Origin of the sequence: Paenibacillus sp. EKM211P (genome assembly GCF_011066175.1) — a bacterium.
GTDB lineage: Bacteria > Bacillota > Bacilli > Paenibacillales > Paenibacillaceae > Paenibacillus > Paenibacillus polymyxa.
This window is the reverse complement of sequence record NZ_JAAMNS010000001.1, coordinates 1-17,023: the sequence shown is the minus strand read 5'-3', so window position 1 is coordinate 17,023 and position 17,023 is coordinate 1. Positions and strand designations below refer to the sequence as shown.

The following is a 17,023-nucleotide window of genomic DNA, read 5'->3' as shown; positions in this document are numbered from 1 at the left end:
ACCCCGAATATGCTCTTCTGTATCTATGACGATAGCAGGCTTAAAACAGCCATGCTTGAATGTTCTACTTGCCCAGACAGAATTGTGAGAATATTTGATCTATTAACGCATCATGCGCAGTATCGCCTACAATCTCACCCAAATGCTCCCATGCCAGCCTTACATCAATCTGGATCATGTCAATTGGAACAAATTGATCAGCGGCCTCATAGGCATCTACCAGCGATTGGCGCGCTTTCTTCAGCAAAGCAATATGCCGTACATTGCTGACATACGTCATATCCGCTGATTCTAGCTTGCCGCTAAAGAATAAATTCGATATAGCCTGCTCCAGCCGATCTGCTCCCTCATTTTCCTTCACAGACATCGGCACAATAAGCTCTTCAGGAACATAGCGCAGCAACAAATCCCGGTCTATTCGGGCCGGTAAGTCCATTTTATTCATAATAACAATCGCTTGTCTACCGCGGATTTGTTCCATTAATGCCATTTCATCCTCGTGCAGTGGTTCGTTGGCATTCATAACGATGAGCAACAGATCCGCTTCACTAACTGCCGTCCTCGAACGCTCTACCCCAATCCGTTCCACGACGTCCATCGTTTCGCGAATTCCAGCTGTATCCAACAGCTTGAGCGGAATATTATTAATCGTCACATACTCCTCGATAACGTCACGGGTCGTACCCGGAATATCGGTCACAATCGCCCGTTCGCCCTGAGCCAACGTGTTTAGCAGCGACGATTTGCCTACATTCGGCCTTCCGACAATCGCTGTAGTCAGCCCTTCACGCAAAATTTTCCCCTGCTCCGCTGTGTGCAACAGCCGATCAATTTCTGCCATGACTTGGCTGCTTTTATCCTTGATTAACTCAGACGTAAAGGATTCTACATCATGCTCAGGGTAATCAATGTTTACTTCGATATGAGCAAGTGTCTCCACCAATACATGACGCAAACGACGAATATTCTGGGACAGCTGCCCATCCACCTGCTTCAGAGCCATCGAAAAGGCTTTATCCGATTTGGAACGAATTAAGTCAATAACGCCCTCCGCTTGACTCAGGTCAATACGACCATTCAAAAAAGCGCGTTTCGTAAATTCACCTGGCTCAGCCAGACGTATATTTTGCAGTAGTAACAAATCCATCACCCGTTTAACGGCTACCACCCCACCATGAGTGCTGATCTCTACCACATCTTCTGTTGTAAAAGAGCGTGGTGCCCGCATCACTGTAACTAAAACTTCCTCCACCTTCTCTTGGCTTTGAGGATCTATAATATGTCCATAGTGTACCGTGTGCGTTGGAGCCTTACTTAAGGGCGTTTTACTACGGAACAAAGCCTCCACTTCCGTGACCGCTTCTGGACCGCTGACCCGCACAACTGCAATGCCGCCCTCGCCGACAGCCGTTGCAATGGCAGCTATGGTATCGCTCAGCATATCGTTTCTACCTCCTATCAAGTAAAAACGGCATTGCCGCCCTTCATCAAGGACGGCACCCGTTTCAGTGTGAAATATAAGAAAAAAAGCAATGGCTTCTGCAGCTTGCAGAGAGCCATTGCGTCGGATTATTTCTTGGCAATGACAACGCGCCGATTAGGCTCGTCCCCCTTGCTGTATGTTCTAACCAGCGCATGCTGCTGGAGCTTGGCATGAATCAGCTTCCGCTCCTGGGACGGCATTGGCTCCAGTACCACTTCCTTGCCGTAACGAACAGCCTGGTTCGCTAATCGTTCCGCCAAATCCTCCAGCGTTTTCCGCCGACGTGCACGAAATTGCTCGGCATCCAGCACAATTCGGATAAATTTATCAGAATGACGGTTAGCAACAATATTCGTCAGGTACTGCAATGCATCTAATGTCTGTCCTCTGCGGCCAATCAGCATACCGAGCGATGGACCGGAGATATCCAGTGTACTTTCATCCTTGCGATGACGGACATCGACTTCGACGTCGAGTCCCATTCCTGCAGCTGTTTCACGGATGAAACGCACCGCCTCTTCATAAGGATCTATATGTCCCCTGGATGCTTCCATGTTCATCTGTGCTTCCTGCGCAACAGACCCAGCTTGTGATACAGCCTGTCCCACGTCAGAAGGTGCTTGAGCCGATACATGAGGTTCAGCCGTGTGTGTGGTTTCAGGAGACGGCTCAGAAAGCAGCGTAAGCTCCACCTTCGCCTTTTTGACCCCTAGCCACCCCAGGAATCCTTTTGACGGCTGTTCCAACACGTTTACGGTTACCCGTTCACGGCTTACTCCCAGCTGGGAGAGTCCTTGTCTTACAGCATCTTCAACGGTTTTTCCTGATGTCACGACTTTGGTCATCTCGACTTTTTAGCCCCCTTCGTGTTTTTGCCGCCTTTTTTCTTACTATTATTAGAGGAACCTGTTTTCGCGAGACTCGCTGTTTTTACATTAGCCAATGCTGCGTCCTTATCATTATTCCGATAAAGGAAATAGTTTTGAACAATCGTGTAAATATTACTGAAAAACCAGTACAACGGCAAAGCAGACGGGAAGTTATACGACATGAATAGAATCAGCACCGGATAGACATACAGCAAAAATTGCATGGGTCCTTGCTGCGGTGTCGGATTCATTTTCATCATCATCCAAGTTTGGACAAAAGTCGTAATCGCTGCTAGAATCGGCAGGATAAAGAAGTGATCCGGTTTACCTAACTGGAGCCACAAAAAGTCATGATCCCGCAATGCCGAGTTATAATAAATGGCATTATAAAGCGCGATGAAAATGGGCATCTGTACTAACAAAGGCAGACAGCCCGCCATTGGGTTAACCTTGTTTTCTTGAAACAATTTCATCGTTTCTTGCTGGACTCGCTCAGGTGTATCCTTGTATTTCGCTTGAATTTCTTTTAATTGCGGCTGAATAGCCTGCATTGCTCTGGAACTGCGTACTTGCTTGAGTGTAAGCGGCAAAATAATAGTACGCACGATGATCACCAGAATCAGTACGGCCAGGCCATATTCTCCAGAGAACCATTGGGCAAATGTATCCAGCGCATACGAAAACCAGTAAACGACATATCTTTGCCACCAAGATCCATTGGCCAAGTCTGCCGTCGTGTAAGAATTGTGAGCCGCCTGGGTACATCCGGACAGCACAGCAACAAGTGCCAATAAGGCAATCAGGAGGAACCATTTTCCTCGTTGAGTCTTCAAACGCGACACTTCATAACCCCTTTCTTAACCAATCCATTCCAACGTAAATCATACCATATCCTGTAGGACAAAGATACTGACTATCGGCGCGTAGACTTGAGCAGCGAGGCTTTGCGCAAAACGTGCAGCACGCTTTTCTCCAGCTCTTGATACGACTTAGTAACCGCACCCTTACGAACGATAAAAATCAGGTCAATCTGCTCCACCAATTCCTGCTCATGATGGCGCACGATTTCCTTAACGATCCTGCGCATCCGGTTGCGTACAACTGCATTGCCGATCTTCTTGCTAGCCGAAATTCCGACGCGGAACTGCTCTACCTCTCTGCGGCGGAACCAGTACACCACAAACTGATGGTTGGCAAAAGATTTGCCATGGCGGTATACGCGCCCAAAGTCCGCCCGGTTTCGTAGACGCAATTTTTTTTGCACGGCGCTTCTCCTTGCTCATTTCTTTTACACATATCGGTAAGTAATCCTTACCTCTTATATAGTAAGAAGTATGGACAATATTCCAACATGGTAATCTCGCTTATTTTATATCCGTTTTCAAAAACTTCATCTAATATAGAGCAGGATGTAGGACTTGTCCCTCTTTTTACACTACATTTCTACAATAGAAGAAGCATCCGATCCATAAATACTTCAATTATGAAAAAAAAGACCACCGTAGTGGTCTTTATGCACGCATTACGCACTCAATACTTTTCTACCTTTTTGGCGACGAGCTGCCAAAACTTTACGGCCATTCTTCGTGCTCATTCTTTTACGGAAGCCGTGAACTTTTTTACGTTTGCTGACATTCGGTCTGAAAGTCGGTCTCATTGTGCTGCACCTCCTTACAAGGAATACGTTTTATATGGAATATACCTAACATAGCAATCTCCACAAAAAACACCTTTGTACATTTAACCACAAATAGCGGTCAAAGTCAATGTACTTCTGAATTCTCTCCCTCTTTTTCACATTCACAAGTCCTCTCCCTCTTTTTGCATCACCCACTCTACTCTTTTCTATCCCTTTATTCCCGATTTTTTCGTTTCTTCTCCATGATCAACATTCATCAGCATTTTACTGTAGCTTACGTTCCTATTCTAAAAACGCCTTTTTTTACCATCTATTCATTTACGGCTTAAATCCAGGCCGTTCCAAATCCCCACTATCAGTTTCGTCAAAAATATTGTCGGAAACGTTACCGGAAATTTTCAACACAAAAATAACCCGGTGTAACCAAAAGGCAACGGATGTTATACACAGATCCACAAAAAGAATGGAATTGTGATTTAAATGGTCATAACCTGTGCATAACATTTTAGAGCGAAAAAGAGTTATTGTCGAAAACTGAACAAATTATAAACAATATCTTGTGTTGTGAATAAAAATTGTACACAACAGATTGAATTTGTGGATAAATAACCACGAGTCATTGAAATACAAGGCTTCTTTTGCTATGATGATATTACTTTTGAATGTGAATATGTTGTTTTACCCTCCATATTATCAACACCCTGTGGATAAAGTTGTGAACAAGTTCAATTTATCCATCTTTTTATTTTTGTGCGGATTCGGGATTCTGGGGATATATTCTACATTTTTCATTTGATTTCGACATATTGCAGTCCCGTTTTGGCCTGCGGGATCAAGAGAACGGATCGTGCCGCACATTCCCTCCTGAGAAATATCGCCTTTCTTCTGCCGATCAGCAGTGGAATTTTCCATTACTATTTTTCAGGGCATTTTGTGCTGCGTTCTCTCACTACACTGCCGCATGATTTAGGCGGCGGTATGTCTTTTTATGGCCTTCAACAATATTTTTGTGATTTTAGGCGTTTTGCCGAAGCGCCGAGAGCAGCTCTCTGCAGCTTAATTCGGCAAAATGTCAGGATTTAAAAGGAGTGACGTCTGTGGACAGCCATACCTCTGAACTATGGCAGCAAATTCTATCCATCATACAAACCAAGCTGAGTAAGCCGAGTTACGACACTTGGTTTAAGGCTACCAAGGCAGCGAAACTAAATGACCACTCCATTGTGATTTCTGCACCGACAACTTTTGCCGTGGAATGGCTTGAAAGCCGCTATACCAAGTTAGTCGGAGCAACGGTTTATGAGATTTTGGGCAAACATTTAGAGGTCAAGTTCGTTATTGAAGAGAACAAGCCCGCCGAGGTCGACCTTCAGCAACAACCTCAGCAGCAGCCGGTCGTTCAAGAAGAAGCTGTATCCCATATGCTGAATCCCAAATATACATTCGATACATTTGTCATTGGATCGGGGAACCGTTTTGCCCATGCGGCATCGCTGGCCGTCGCCGAGGCGCCGGCCAAAGCTTACAATCCGCTGTTTCTATACGGTGGTGTAGGTCTGGGGAAAACGCATCTGATGCATGCTATCGGACACTATATTTTGGAGCACAATCCGACCAGCAAGGTCGTTTATTTATCGTCGGAGAAGTTTACGAATGAATTCATTAATGCCATCCGGGACAACCGCGGGGAAAGTTTCCGGAATAAATATCGCAACATTGATATTTTGCTCATTGATGATATTCAATTCATTGCGGGCAAGGAATCGACGCAAGAGGAATTTTTTCATACGTTCAACGCGCTTCATGAGGAACGCAAGCAGATTATAATCTCAAGCGATCGACCGCCTAAAGAAATTCCAACGCTGGAAGAACGGCTGCGCTCTCGCTTCGAGTGGGGACTTATTACGGATATTCAACCGCCGGATTTGGAGACGAGAATTGCTATTCTTCGGAAAAAGGCGCGGGCAGAAAACCTGGATATTCCTAATGAGGCCATGATGTATATTGCAAATCAAATTGATACAAACATCCGTGAGCTGGAGGGGGCGCTCATTCGCGTTGTCGCTTATTCTTCCTTAACCAATCAGGATGTATCAAGCCATCTCGCGGCTGAGGCGTTAAAGGATATTATCCCATCCAGCCGTCCAAAAATGATCACGATTCAGGATATACAGCATCAAGTCGGGGAATTTTATAATCTACGGCTAGAGGATTTTAAAGCGCGTAAGCGTACGAAGGCTGTAGCTTTTCCACGGCAGATTGCCATGTATCTTTCCCGTGAGCTAACCGACTATTCCTTGCCGAAAATCGGCGAAGCTTTTGGTGGACGTGATCACACGACTGTCATTCATGCGCACGAAAAAATCTCCAAATCCATTCAAGTGGATCAGGATCTATTTAAAGTTATCAACAACCTAATAGAAAAAATCAAAAATCCAACCTGAACAAGTTCAGAGCCTATACACAATTTATACACATGTGGATAGGCTTGATTTTATTAGGGTTACAGATAGTTATCCACATATTCAGTGCGCCTATTACTATTACTAATATATTTTAAAGATATACATCACCTATATAAGGCCCGCGTCAACGCGTGCTTGCAGGATTAAAACCCGTAGGAGGAACTTATGAAGATTAGCATTCTGAAAAACGTTTTGAACGAGGCTATACAACATGTATCCAAAGCGATATCCAGTCGGACCACGATTCCAATTCTGAGTGGTATTAAGCTGGATGTGAATCACCAGGGAGTCACACTGACCGCTAGCGATACAGACATCTCTATTCAATCCTTTATTCCGATGGAGGATGGTGACCAAACTGTCGTTCAGATTGAACAACCTGGCAGTGTAGTGCTGCCCGCTAAATTCTTTGTCGAAATTATTAAAAAGTTGCCGTCTCAGGAGATCCGCATGGAGGTAAAAGACCAATTCCAAACCTTTATCTCATCCGGTGCTACTGAAATTCAAATCGTTGGTTTGGACCCTGAGGAATTCCCGGTGCTGCCCAACATTGAAGAAAATCAAGTCATCTCTGTGCCAGGTGATTTGCTTAAAAATATGATTAAACAGACGGTATTCTCCATCTCTACCCATGAAACGACACCTATTTTGACGGGTGTATTGTGGAATCTGGCTGAGGGTGAATTGAAATTTGTCGCCACGGACCGCCACCGCCTTGCCACCCGCAGCGCTCATTTGGAGACCTCTGAAGGCTTGCGTTTTAGCAATGTTGTCATTGCAGGTAAAACGCTCAATGAGCTGAGCAGAATTATTCCGGATCAAAATATGCTTGTGGATATCGTCGTAGCGGACAATCAGGTATTATTTAAGGTGGATCGCGTGTTATTTTATTCCCGCATCTTGGACGGCACCTATCCTGATACTTCTAGAATTATTCCGACTTCCTACAAAACAGAACTGGTTGTGGACACAAAAAGTTTGAGCGAGTCTATTGACCGTGCTTATTTGTTGTCCCGTGAGGAAAAAACGAATATTGTAAAAATGCAATCGTTGGAAAACGGTGATCTAGAGATTTCCTCCAGCTCATCTGAGCTTGGTAAAGTGCGTGAGGAAGTAAATGTGTCTAAATTTGAGGGAGAGCCACTCAAAATCTCGTTCAACTCCAAATATATGCTCGACGTGCTGAAGGTGATTGACAGCGAGCAGTTGACGATTGCTTTTACTGGCATTATGAGCCCCATTATTTTAAAACCGGCAGATTCCAGCAATGCGCTGTACATCATCCTGCCATATCGCACAACCAACTAGCGTCACCCACCCGAACAAGCGAAAGGATGAATAGGCCTTGAAACCAATATCTATACAGACCGAATACATCAAGCTCGATCAATTTTTGAAATTAGCCGATTGTGTATCCACAGGAGGCATGGCTAAAGCCCTGCTGCAGGAGGGACAAGTCCGCGTTAATGGTGAGCCAGAAGAACGTCGGGGGAGAAAATTGTACCCAGGCGATACCGTAGAAGTAGAGGACATTGGACGTTTCGAGGTTACGGCAGGAGCATGATCGCCTGAACGGTAAGGACTCCTTTTAGGTGCGGAATAACAAGGGGGACCCTATGTGTTTGTGAACAACATTGTTTTGCAGCAGTACCGGAACTATCAACAGTTGGAGCTGAATGAATTCGGGCCCGTTAATTTGCTGATCGGACAAAATGCGCAAGGCAAAACGAATCTGGTTGAGGCGATTTTTGTATTGGCTTTGACTAAAAGTCACCGAACGTCCCGCGATAAGGAATTAATTTCTTTCGGGGCTACTTCCACCCATCTAGCTGCCGATGTGGATAAAAAATACGGGAAAATCAGATTGGATCTCTCGTTATCCACACAAGGCAAAAAAGCAAAGATCAACGGGCTAGAGCAGCGAAAGCTGAGCGATTTTATCGGTTCGTTAAACGTGGTCATGTTTGCGCCCGAGGATCTGGAAATTGTCAAAGGAACACCGGGGGTTCGCCGCCGGTTTCTTGACATGGAAATCGGACAGGTTGCGCCAGGATATTTGTATCATTTGCAGCAATATCAGAAAGTGCTGGTTCAGCGAAATAATCTGCTCAAGCAAGCTTGGGGTAAAGATATGGCGTCCGTGCAGCTGATGCTGGAGGTATGGAATGAGCAACTTGTTGAGCATGGTGTTAAAATTGTAAAAAAGCGGAAACAATTTATAACAAAGCTACAAAAGTGGGCCCAAGCCATTCATGAAGGGATTGCAGGGGGGACAGAAGAGTTAAAATTAACCTATGTTCCCTCCTTCGGTGAGCCAGAGGAAGAAGATGAAGCTGTCTTATTGGAGCGATTTATGATAAAGTTATCCCAAATGAGGGAACAGGAAATCCGCCGTGGCATGACTTTGGCGGGACCCCATCGTGATGATTTGGCCTTTGCCATTAACGGCAGAGAAGTGCATACGTATGGCTCTCAGGGGCAGCAGCGGACGACGGCCCTGTCTTTGAAGCTGGCCGAAATAGAATTAATTCATGAGGAAATTGGGGAGTATCCTATCCTGCTGCTGGATGATGTATTGTCCGAGCTGGACCCCTATCGTCAGACTCAGCTGATCGAGACTTTCCAAAGCAAGGTACAGACCTTTATCACGGCAACCGGGATTGAGACGTTGAACGCAGAACGACTTAAGGGTGCCCATATTTATCACGTCCACGACGGGCATGTGGAACACTAAGGAGTGAGTGACCGCTATGTATATTCATCTGGGTGGAGAAAAGATCATCCGCTCGTCCGAGCTTGTGGCTATTTTCGATATCTCGATTGAAAAATCCTCTAAAATCTCCAAACAATACGTGAACCACGCCCAACAGCAAAAGCATGTCGAGATGATTGGCGAAGAGGAAGCCAAGTCCATCGTAGTGACTCAGAATACGGTGTATTATTCCCCCATCTCCTCAACAACACTCAAAAAGCGGGCAAACCAGTTTGTTGCCAATGCTTAACCATAGAAATCTATAGAAGTAGGTGAAAGGCATGTCTATGAATCAACCGTCTTATGATGCGGGCGAGATTCAGGTCCTCGAAGGCCTGGAAGCGGTTCGGAAACGTCCCGGGATGTATATTGGCTCCACGAGCGCCAAGGGGCTCCATCATCTGGTCTGGGAAGTTGTGGACAACAGTATTGACGAAGCGCTGGCGGGTTATTGTAACAGCATTCAAGTTGTCGTTCACAAAGATAATAGCATTACCGTTACAGATAACGGCCGCGGTATTCCGGTAAGTGAACACGCCAAAATGAAAAAATCAGCGCTGGAAGTCGTAATGACCGTACTTCACGCAGGTGGTAAATTCGGAGGCGGAGGGTACAAGGTGTCTGGTGGTCTGCACGGGGTTGGTGTATCCGTGGTGAACGCGCTCTCCAGCAAAATGATTGTTCATGTTAAACGGGATGGACATGTATATGAGCAGGAATACCATCGTGGTGCTCCACAGTATGATGTCAGAGTCATCGGTGACACTGAAGAGACAGGTACCCAAACGACCTTCTATCCGGACGAACAAATCTTTACCGAAACGACCGTATATGACTATGATACGCTGCAGACGCGGATTCGTGAGCTGGCTTTCCTGAACAAAGGCATTGCAATTAGCTTGACCGATGAACGGACAGGCGCCAGCGATACATTCCACTATGAGGGTGGAATCAGTGAGTATGTGCAATTTCTGAATCAAAAAAGAGAAGCCCTGCATGAACAGCCGATTTATGTCGAAGGCTCTCGTGACATGATTCAAGTCGAAGTTGCATTGCAATATAACGACAGCTATACCGAGAATATTTATTCTTTCGCCAACAATATCAATACTCATGAGGGCGGAACTCATGAATCAGGTTTCAAGAGTGCATTAACCCGAATTATTAACGATTATGCACGCAAAAATGGCTTGATTAAGGACAACAATGCCAATTTGACTGGTGACGATGTACGCGAAGGTTTGACAGCGATTATCTCCGTCAAAATTCCTGAACCACAGTTTGAGGGTCAGACTAAAACAAAGCTTGGCAACAGTGAAGTTCGAGGAATTGTCGAGTCCCTGTTCGCAGAGAAACTTCAGGAATTTCTGGAGGAGAACCCGTCCGTCTCCCGCCGTGTAGTTGATAAATCGTTACAAGCAGCTCGTGCCCGGGAAGCAGCACGCAAAGCGCGTGAACTTACACGTCGCAAAAGTGCGCTGGAAATCAGTTCGCTCCCAGGTAAGCTGGCGGATTGCTCCTCTAAGGATGCTTCGATCAGTGAACTGTACATCGTCGAAGGTGACTCAGCAGGGGGATCGGCCAAGCAGGGGCGTGATCGTCACTTTCAAGCGATTTTGCCAATTCGCGGTAAGATCCTGAATGTGGAAAAGGCACGCTTGGACCGTATTTTGTCCAGTGATGAAATACGGTCAATGGTAACAGCAATGGGTACAGGGATTGGAGATGATTTTGACATCAGCAAAGCCCGTTACCACAAGGTTATTATCATGACAGATGCCGATGTCGATGGTGCTCATATTCGCACATTGTTGCTGACATTCTTCTATCGCTACATGCGCAAAATCATTGATGCAGGCTATATATACATTGCTCAGCCACCACTATTCAAAGTTGAGCGTAACAAAGTTGTGCGTTATGCGAACTCTGAAGCGGAACGTGACGAGATCATCAAGGAATTTGGAGAAAATGCGAAGTACAATGTACAGCGCTATAAAGGTTTGGGTGAGATGAATGCGACCCAACTTTGGGAAACCACGATGGACCCAGAGAGCCGTACAATGCTGCAGGTAACTGTCAGTGACGCGATGCTGGCTGATACGCTGTTCAATACCTTAATGGGTGACAATGTAGAGCCTCGCCGTGACTTTATCCAAGAACATGCGAAGTACGTGAAAAACCTAGATTTCTAAAGTGTGTTATTCCATCCTGATGGCTATGTTATCTGTTCATTAGGGTTGTATAAGCAAGAGTGTACAAGGGGCGCCCAAATGGGCGTCCCTTTTCTTGTCATTAACCAGCCCGGATGGATTTGAATATTTAATTTCAATGTTTTAGGCCTTTTTCTTAGAGCGTACAGGTTTACCTGTGGATGCTGTATACCGGCCGTAGCCTACTGCATATCTGAATATTTTATGATAGAGGCTTTTATTTGGGAGGGAAGCGAACACTTTGATGGCTGGTCTTGTATTGACCTCCAAAATCCATGGATAGTTTTGCTGGTCCAATCCCACATCTAACCCGATTTCCCTTAAACGAGGGTATCTTTTTTGTAGCTGCCAGGCTACTCGCTCGCCCATTTTCGATAATTTTTGCTCCAGTCGTACGGCTTCCTTTACATCCATATATGGAGCCACCAGTTCATTGAAAAAACGCGTTGTCCCACCGCTGTGATGATTGGTGACGACTTTGTCAGGAGCAGCTACACGTCCTACAATAAGCGTTGTTTCCCAGTGATGTCTCAAGTTCATCTGGGTCAATACCCTCAGATCGAAGGGACGGGCTTCATGCTGAAGAAGAGGAATTCCGCGCTGTATCAGATATGGACGTTTCTTTATACGAGAAGAAACCACCCTATGCAGCTCATCCAGGCTTTCAAAGGTGAGGATATCTACTTCATAGCGAAGTACATACCAAGTTCTCTCCTCGATGATTCCTTCTTCTGTCGGCGGAAGCTGCTCTGTCTGCCTTTCTGCACGCATAACCCCTTTGCCGTAGGTACCATTATCCGGCTTAATATAGACAGTTCCATACACCGCCAACATTTCATTCAGATGCTCAAACGTGTACAAACGTGTTTCCGGTATATAAGCGGCCAATGTCGGATGGGGAAGAATGGCATTTGTTTTGGCCCACTTACTGGATACTCGCTGAATAGACAAGTATTCTCATCCCTTTCTTTTCGAATTATGAGTCATGTACCTGGAATTCACACCCTTTAACAAAACAAGGGAAACTAAAGGACAAGCGCGTAAAACAATGATATAATAGAGAAATACGGCGTTTTTCGGAATTTTGCTAAGTAGAACCCTGACCGTATACGTATTGTATGTGGAAAAGGCCCTTAGGGTGGGGGCTAATCCCCAGTTCAGGGGAATTTGTTATAATCAGGGCTTGTAAGTTGTACAAGAAAATAGCAATCTGCTACAGGCAGAAGGGGAATGACGAGGGTTTTACGCTGTAAAGAGGACAAATGCGTTTAATTGTGCTCTTTTTGTGAAAGTAATATAATTATACAGATGAGGATTTCAGCCAAAATCCTGCGCAAGGAGCGGAGTATATAGGCAGTGTCTTGTTAGGCTTTTCACATAGAGAGCGCTGTATTGAAGGATGAGAAGGAGGACCAGCATGGCGGATCAAAATAACTCGCAAATCATCAATAGGGATATCGGAGTGGAAATGCGCGAATCCTTTATGGATTATGCCATGAGTATTATTGTTAGCCGTGCCTTGCCTGATGTGCGGGACGGACTGAAGCCGGTACACCGTCGTATTCTGTACGCGATGTCCGAGCTAGGCATGTCGCCAGATAAGCCTTATAAAAAATCGGCAAGAATCGTCGGTGAAGTTATCGGTAAGTATCACCCTCATGGTGATACGGCTGTATATGATACGATGGTGCGGATGGCGCAGGATTTTTCCTTGCGTTATATGTTGGTGGATGGACACGGTAACTTTGGCTCCGTGGATGGAGATATGGCAGCAGCAATGCGTTACACTGAAGCACGGCTGTCCAAGATTGCCATGGAAATGCTCCGTGATTTGAACAAAGAGACCGTTGATTTTATGCCTAACTACGATGGTGAAGAGAACGAGCCTGTCGTATTGCCTGCACGTTATCCTAACTTGCTGGTTAACGGTGTCGGCGGGATTGCAGTTGGTATGGCAACCAACATTCCTCCGCATAACTTGGGAGAGGTTATCGATGGTGTACAAGCACTGATCGAAAACCCTGACATTACGCCGATGGAACTTATGGATTACATTCAAGGGCCCGATTTCCCGACAGCAGGTTATATCTTAGGTCGCTCAGGCATTCGTCAGGCGTACCAGACTGGCCGCGGATCTGTGACTATGCGTGCGAAGACCACCATAGAGGAAATTGGCAATAAAGCACGGATTATCGTGCATGAGCTGCCTTACCAAGTGAATAAGGCTCGTCTGGTCGAGAAAATTGCTGAACTAGTACGTGACAAGCGTATTGAGGGCATTACGGATCTTCGCGATGAATCCGACCGTACGGGTATGCGTATTGTGATCGAGTTGCGTAGAGATGTGAACCCGAACGTCGTTCTGAATAATTTGTTTAAACATACGGCCATGCAGTCCAATTTCGGTATCAATATGCTTGCGATTGTAAACAATGAGCCGAAGATTTTGAACCTGAAAGATGTCTTGTATTATTATCTCAAGCATCAGGTTGAGGTTATTCGTCGTCGGACAGAATTTGATCTGAAAAAAGCCGAAGCTAGAGCACATATTCTGGAAGGCTTGCGTATTGCTCTTGACCATCTGGACGAAGTTATTTCCTTGATTCGTTCTTCCCAAACTGCAGAAGCAGCCCGTGAAGGACTGATTGAGCGTTTCTCACTGACTCTTGAGCAGGCTCAGGCTATTCTCGATATGCGTCTGCAACGCTTAACCGGTTTGGAACGTGAGAAGATCGAGAACGAATATAACGAGCTAATTCAAAAGATAATGGAATACCGCGAAATTTTGGCGAATGAGCATCTGGTACTCAACATCATTAGCGAAGAGCTGAATGAGTTGAAAGGACGCTTCGCCGATGAACGTCGCACTGAAATTACAGTGGGTGAAGAAAGTATTCTGGATGAGGATCTCATTCCGCGTGAAGACGTTATTATTACTGTAACCCATACTGGATATATCAAACGCCTCCCTGTTACTACGTATCGTAGTCAAAAACGCGGTGGTCGTGGTGTAGTAGGTATGGATACCAAAGATGAGGACTTCGTAGAGCATCTGTTCATTACGAATTCACATCATCATTTGTTATTCTTTACGGACAAGGGCAAGGTATACCGGATTAAGGCCTATGAGATTCCGGATTTAAGCCGGACAGCTCGGGGGACACCGATTATTAACCTGATTCAGATTGAGCAGGGTGAGTCGATCAATGCAGTAATTCCAATTGAGGAATTTGTGGAGGATAGTTATCTATTCTTTGCGACCCAACATGGGATTATTAAGAAAACACCTCTTGATGACTATGCGAATATCCGCAAAGGCGGCCTAATTGCCATTAACTTGCGTGAAGATGACGCCCTGATCGAAGTGAAGCTGACTGATGGACAGCAGGAAATGATTATCGGTACAGCACAAGGTATGTCTATCCGTTTCCCTGAAAGTGACGTACGATCTATGGGGCGTAGCGCTACAGGAGTTAAAGGGATTAGTCTTGACGAAAGCGATGCTGTAATCGGCATGGATATCGTCAATACCGACCTGGATATTCTGATCGTAACGGCCAAGGGTTATGGCAAACGTACCCCTGCTGTGGATTATCGTATCCAGAGCCGTGGAGGCAAGGGGATCAAGACGATTAACGTTACCGATAAAAATGGTCCAGTGGTCGGCCTCAAGGTAGTAAAAGCGGAAGAGGACTTGATGATTATTACAGCTAGTGGCACCTTGATCCGGACTAGCATGGGGGAAATCTCCACGATGGGTCGGAATACGCAAGGGGTAAGATTGATTAATATTCGCGATGATGATTCGGTTGCAACGGTTTGTCGGGCGAACAAGAATGAGGAGCAAGATGAACTGCTTGAGGATTTATTAGAGGATGGAGGAACTGGTGAGGAGCCAACTCTGTCATCTGCTGAACCAACTCTTGGAGCGAATGCAGAAGATACGGAAGGTAACGGTTCAGAATCTTCTGGGGACGAATAAGCCCTGAATATAGAAGCAACAAATTTAGATTGAAGAGACTCTCTGGCTATTTGGTCAAGAGAGTCTTTTTTTCTTGTTCAGGTTGACCAATTCAGACTAGCACGTTTTAAATGGCATAAAATGAATGTACAGGATCATTTCCAAGTAATATAATGACATCATAACTGGCAGCTGGAGCAGCTGTTGTGAGAACAGAGAGGTTGACCATGACAACTGTACCCGTATCCGAATTAAAAGCAGGACTTAAATTGCAAAGCGACGTTTTTACTGAAATGGGCAGCCTGCTGCTACCGAAAGGGCGTATTTTGCTACCACGTGACTTAGAGATTTTAGAGGCGTTCCTGATTCAACAAGTAGAGGTAGGGACGGATGATATTGCAAAATCCAGTAGCGAGCCTACCACTGTTCGATCTGGGACAGCTGAATCGCAGGGAGCTTCGTTAGATGGGCGAGATGAAGCCGAACAATTCCAGGATGAGTATGACAAAATGGTGATGCTTGTTAAGAATGCGTTTCAATCCGTACTTGTCTCTAATTTATCTATATATGAGTTGCGCGGACAACTGGAGTCCTTGCTGGCATATATCCAACGCTATAATGTAATGACCTATACTCCGCCTGCTATGATCGAAGTGGACTATATTTTTCACAATGCCGTGCTAACCTCCCTTACCTCTTACTCCATTGCACAATGGATTGGGTTGCCTCAAAAGGATTGGATGCAGGTGGCTTTTGCCGGATTGCTTCATGATATAGGGAATGCTAAGATGGACCCGTCCATTCTGTACAAGCCCTCCCAACTAACACGAGAAGAGCAAGAAGAAGTACGCCTCCATACATCACTAGGATACCAATTGCTTAAAAATGTGAAGGCTATTAACGAAGGTGTACGTTTGGCAGCTCTTCAGCATCATGAGAAAGTGGACGGTACTGGATATCCATTGCGCCTTAAGGGAGAGCAAATCCATATATACGCTAAAATTGTAGGGGTGGCTGATGTATTCCATGCCATGACTCTGGAGAAAACATACCGACCTGCCCAATCACCGTATCTGGTTCTAGAGCAAATCAAATCAGAATCATTTGGAAAGCTGGACCCAAGTGTCGTGCAAGTCTTCATTCAAAAGCTAACCCAATTTAATAATGGGACCAAGGTGCGTCTCAATGATAACCGTACAGGGGAAATTATATTTGCTGATCGAGACCACCCGACTCGTCCGTTGATTCAAGTAGAGGGGGAGATCATTAACCTTATGCTTCAAAGAGAGCTTTATATCGAGTGTATTGTTACTTAACTGGGTCTTTTCAAAAAAATAGTTGCGCAATATAGTGAAGATATGATATATTCTTTCTTGTCGCTTCAAGTGTTGAAATAAAGAAGCGAAAAACACTTTTGAAAAAGTGTTGACACAAACCTGAATAACATGATATACTATAAAAGTTGCTGAGGGGAACGAGAGTTACTCTAAAGCAAACAAGGAATGTTTGATCTTTGAAAACTGAACAACGAGTGAGTGAATTGATTTTGTTCGCAAAATCAAACAATGAGATATTTTATCTCGTCAGTTTCAAAATGAGCTAATCGCTCTTTCTATAACCAACTTCGGTTGGTCTTTAATGGAG

The 17,023-nt window shown here is 45.2% G+C and carries 14 protein-coding genes; 8 read left to right on the top strand and 6 right to left on the bottom strand.

The genetic code is table 11. The features are described 5' to 3' along the window. Nucleotides 1–64: 64 nt before the first annotated feature. The 5 genes from mnmE to rpmH all read right to left on the bottom strand — a co-directional run bounded on the left by mnmE (nucleotide 65) and on the right by rpmH (nucleotide 4,009). Nucleotides 65–1,441 carry a tRNA uridine-5-carboxymethylaminomethyl(34) synthesis GTPase MnmE gene (gene mnmE / locus G9G57_RS00070; protein WP_164964349.1) on the bottom strand — a complete coding sequence of 459 codons (1,377 nt, stop codon included), beginning with the start codon at nucleotides 1,439–1,441 and terminating at the stop codon, nucleotides 65–67. A gap of 128 nt (nucleotides 1,442–1,569) precedes the next feature. Then, nucleotides 1,570–2,328, bottom strand: coding sequence for an RNA-binding cell elongation regulator Jag/EloR (gene jag / locus G9G57_RS00065; RefSeq protein ID WP_016822443.1), 759 nt, complete (start codon nucleotides 2,326–2,328; stop codon nucleotides 1,570–1,572). Then, the gene (locus G9G57_RS00060; RefSeq protein WP_016822442.1) at nucleotides 2,325–3,194 is read right to left on the bottom strand and encodes a YidC/Oxa1 family membrane protein insertase; all 870 of its coding nucleotides are present in this window, start codon (nucleotides 3,192–3,194) and stop codon (nucleotides 2,325–2,327) included. The genes jag and G9G57_RS00060 overlap by 4 nt, the downstream gene beginning before the upstream one ends. 71 nt (nucleotides 3,195–3,265) lie before the next feature. Then, complete coding sequence (gene rnpA, locus G9G57_RS00055; protein WP_013373922.1) at nucleotides 3,266–3,616, bottom strand: ribonuclease P protein component; 351 nt, start codon at nucleotides 3,614–3,616, stop codon at nucleotides 3,266–3,268. Between the two features lie 258 nt (nucleotides 3,617–3,874). Further along, nucleotides 3,875–4,009 carry a 50S ribosomal protein L34 gene (rpmH, locus tag G9G57_RS00050; RefSeq protein ID WP_007433250.1) on the bottom strand — a complete coding sequence of 45 codons (135 nt, stop codon included), beginning with the start codon at nucleotides 4,007–4,009 and terminating at the stop codon, nucleotides 3,875–3,877. Nucleotides 4,010–5,088: 1,079 nt separating this feature from the next. Here rpmH and dnaA point away from each other — a divergent pair. From dnaA to gyrB, 6 genes are all read left to right on the top strand, one after another. Beyond that, complete coding sequence (gene dnaA / locus G9G57_RS00045; RefSeq protein WP_013368644.1) at nucleotides 5,089–6,435, top strand: chromosomal replication initiator protein DnaA; 1,347 nt, start codon at nucleotides 5,089–5,091, stop codon at nucleotides 6,433–6,435. A 186-nt stretch (nucleotides 6,436–6,621) separates the two neighbouring features. Next, on the top strand, nucleotides 6,622–7,764 hold the full coding sequence (gene dnaN, locus G9G57_RS00040) for a DNA polymerase III subunit beta (RefSeq protein WP_016822441.1): 1,143 nt from the start codon (nucleotides 6,622–6,624) through the stop codon (nucleotides 7,762–7,764). A gap of 37 nt (nucleotides 7,765–7,801) precedes the next feature. Further along, a complete protein-coding gene (yaaA, locus tag G9G57_RS00035; protein WP_016822440.1) occupies nucleotides 7,802–8,020 on the top strand; it encodes a S4 domain-containing protein YaaA in 219 nt (72 codons plus the stop codon). A gap of 54 nt (nucleotides 8,021–8,074) precedes the next feature. Then, nucleotides 8,075–9,190: a DNA replication/repair protein RecF gene (gene recF / locus G9G57_RS00030; protein WP_016822439.1), complete on the top strand. Its 1,116-nt coding sequence runs from the start codon at nucleotides 8,075–8,077 to the stop codon at nucleotides 9,188–9,190. Between the two features lie 16 nt (nucleotides 9,191–9,206). Next, nucleotides 9,207–9,458: an extracellular matrix regulator RemB gene (gene remB, locus G9G57_RS00025; RefSeq protein ID WP_007433255.1), complete on the top strand. Its 252-nt coding sequence runs from the start codon at nucleotides 9,207–9,209 to the stop codon at nucleotides 9,456–9,458. Between the two features lie 31 nt (nucleotides 9,459–9,489). Further along, complete coding sequence (gyrB, locus tag G9G57_RS00020) at nucleotides 9,490–11,400, top strand: DNA topoisomerase (ATP-hydrolyzing) subunit B (RefSeq protein ID WP_016822438.1); 1,911 nt, start codon at nucleotides 9,490–9,492, stop codon at nucleotides 11,398–11,400. 141 nt (nucleotides 11,401–11,541) lie between these two features. On the opposite strand, the gene G9G57_RS00015 is transcribed toward gyrB, so the two are convergent. Continuing rightward, nucleotides 11,542–12,369, bottom strand: a complete 828-nt coding sequence (locus tag G9G57_RS00015; RefSeq protein ID WP_016822437.1) for a YheC/YheD family protein — start codon at nucleotides 12,367–12,369, stop codon at nucleotides 11,542–11,544. 466 nt (nucleotides 12,370–12,835) lie between these two features. On the opposite strand from G9G57_RS00015, the gene gyrA reads away from it, so the two are divergent. After that, entirely contained in the window at nucleotides 12,836–15,400 is a 2,565-nt protein-coding gene (gyrA, locus tag G9G57_RS00010) for a DNA gyrase subunit A (protein ID WP_016822436.1), read from the top strand. Nucleotides 15,401–15,606: 206 nt separating this feature from the next. Further along, nucleotides 15,607–16,695, top strand: a complete 1,089-nt coding sequence (locus G9G57_RS00005) for an HD-GYP domain-containing protein (RefSeq protein ID WP_126666364.1) — start codon at nucleotides 15,607–15,609, stop codon at nucleotides 16,693–16,695. The last annotated feature ends 328 nt before the right edge of the window (nucleotides 16,696–17,023 follow it).